Annotated in this window: 2 protein-coding genes and 1 pseudogene; 2 read left to right on the top strand and 1 reads right to left on the bottom strand. The window is 60.3% G+C overall.

All coding sequences use genetic code 11. The annotated features are described in order from the left end of the window. A partial coding sequence (locus BMI01S_RS37090; protein WP_042293274.1) for a GNAT family N-acetyltransferase occupies positions 1-804 on the top strand: 804 nt, incomplete at its 5' end. 518 nt (positions 805-1,322) lie between these two features. After that, positions 1,323-1,466: pseudogene (locus BMI01S_RS44415) on the top strand (transposase); the annotation flags it as partial. 63 nt (positions 1,467-1,529) lie between these two features. On the opposite strand, the gene istB reads toward BMI01S_RS44415, so the two are convergent. Continuing rightward, positions 1,530-2,113 (bottom strand): IS21-like element helper ATPase IstB (gene istB, locus BMI01S_RS37080; protein WP_042293270.1); only part of this gene is annotated, 584 nt, incomplete at its 5' end.

The following is a 2,113-nucleotide window of genomic DNA, read 5'->3' as shown; positions in this document are numbered from 1 at the left end:
AAAGCGATCAGGCGGGTCGATGCGGACGTTCTGCAGATCACGCTCGTTCGTCACGGCAGCCTGTTGCAGGAGGCGCTCGAGGACGTCCCCCACTCCTGGGTGCTCGCGCGCGTGCCCGCACGGTGGCGCGGCCTGCCCGGATTTTCGATCGTGCTGCGAGACGTTCCGCGGTGGGACGACTTCGTATCGACCCGGTCGAAGTCGCTTCGCGGCACGTTGCGAAATCGGCACAAGCGGCTCGAAGCACGAGGCCATGTCGAATTCGGCTGGTGCCGAACGATACCGGACGCTGTCGCCGTTCTGAGCTGGCTATTCCGCACCAAACGCCGTTGGGCCGAGCGCCGCGGCGTGAGCCTTGCCTACTTGAAGGACGATCGGGTTCGGGATTTCTTTGTCGCGCTGGCACGGCGAATGGATCTGTCGAAGGTTCCGCTCGTTGCCTTCGTGAAGGTGGAAGGCGTGACCGTCGCCGCGTCGGTAAACCTGGTGGGATCTCGAACCGTCGAGGGCCTCGTGACGACGTATGACGAGGCATTTGCTGTGTGTTCGGTTGGAGCGCTGCTTGCAGAATTCCTCGTCAAATGGTCTCACGCCAACGGTCGTGATTTCGATTTTCGCCCTCAATATGCCGAATATAAGGCGAGCTGGGCGAATCGGCGCACATGGTACGAAACACGTGTCGTCATGCTTCGCGCACGTGGCCGTTTGGCGGAATTTTCGTTGTTGTTCGGGCAACTCGTTCGAGTGCGGAGAAAGTGCGCGGAATATGCCATGCGGCTACTCGAGGGCATGAGATCGCCGTGATCCGCCCAATGCCGCGGTGATCGTCGAGCGGAATCGGGAATTGCTCATCGCCTGCGGTGAGCGATGCGCCTTGCCCGCACTGTCGGCATGGCGGCCGGGTAGCTCGCCGTGATTGTCGCGCTGGCGGTCACGGCGCTAGTCGTCGTTGTCGGCACATGTGACTGGAACCGCGCGCGGCCTTGGATTGAAGACTAGGAAGTGCGGCCAGGGCGCCCAGGCACGTCAGCCTTGCTCGCTCACGGGCCAGTGCCAGCCCACGCGCAGATCGCCGTTGATGGATGTCGAACTGCCGTCCGATCGCGTCCGACACCTTTACCGCGCACAACGTCATGATCACCAACCCGAACTGGGCGCACGCGAATGATTTCGCCACGCTTGACGCGATCAGCTTCGACGTCGAGGCGCCACCGCAGATCGCGCATCGCATGGTGACTCCGGCAATCGACCTCGTCAATCCATCCGTCGATCTCGAACGGCTCAAGGACGGGCATGCCAACTGGGTTTTTGGCTTGAAATACCAAGCCATGCTCATTCAAGTGCTCTACAGCATCCGCTCGGAGCGCCAGCTGATGGAGCAGGTGCAATATAACCTGCTATTTCGCTGGTTTATCGGCCTGGCAATGGATGATGAGGTGTGGGTGCCCACAGTCTTCACGAAGAACTGTTAGCAGCGGCGTGAATTTCGTCTAAAACGGACGGTTTGAAACTCACCATGGTGAAGTCGATCACAGGGTCGCGGGATCGGTGCCTTCCTGATCTTTCATGCGGTAGCTTTTGCCTTCGATGACGACGGTCTCGGCATGATGCAGGAGGCGGTCGAGCAGCGCGGAGGTCAGTGTGCTGTCGTGGTTAAAGATTTCCGCCCAGTGCTTGAACGCGCGATTTGAACTGATGATGGTCGGGCCGTGCTCGTAGCGCTGGCTGATGATCTGGAACAGCGCGTCTGCGCCTTGTTTGTCGACGGGCAAATATCCGAGTTCGTCCACGATCAATACGCGCGGCTTGACGTAGCGGCGCAGTTCGCGTTTGAGCCCGCCATGCACGTACGCGGCATTCAACGAGTTGATGATATCCACCGCCGTGGCGAACAGCACCGAATGGCCGCGCAGACAGGCGGTATGGCCGAGTGCAATGCTCAGATGGGTTTTGCCCAGGCCGACACCACCGAGGAAGATCACGTTGGCCTGCTCCTCGATGAAGTTGAGGCGAAACAGGTTCTGGATCTGCAGGCGGTTGATCCGGGTGGGCCAGTTCCATTCGAACTGATCGAGCGTCTTGAGCACCGGGAACCGGGCGAGTGCGACTCGCC

This window comes from Paraburkholderia mimosarum LMG 23256 = NBRC 106338 (assembly GCF_000739815.1).
GTDB lineage: Bacteria > Pseudomonadota > Gammaproteobacteria > Burkholderiales > Burkholderiaceae > Paraburkholderia > Paraburkholderia mimosarum.
The sequence above is the reverse complement of the archived record's forward strand: the minus strand, read 5'-3'. Positions and strand labels throughout refer to the sequence as shown.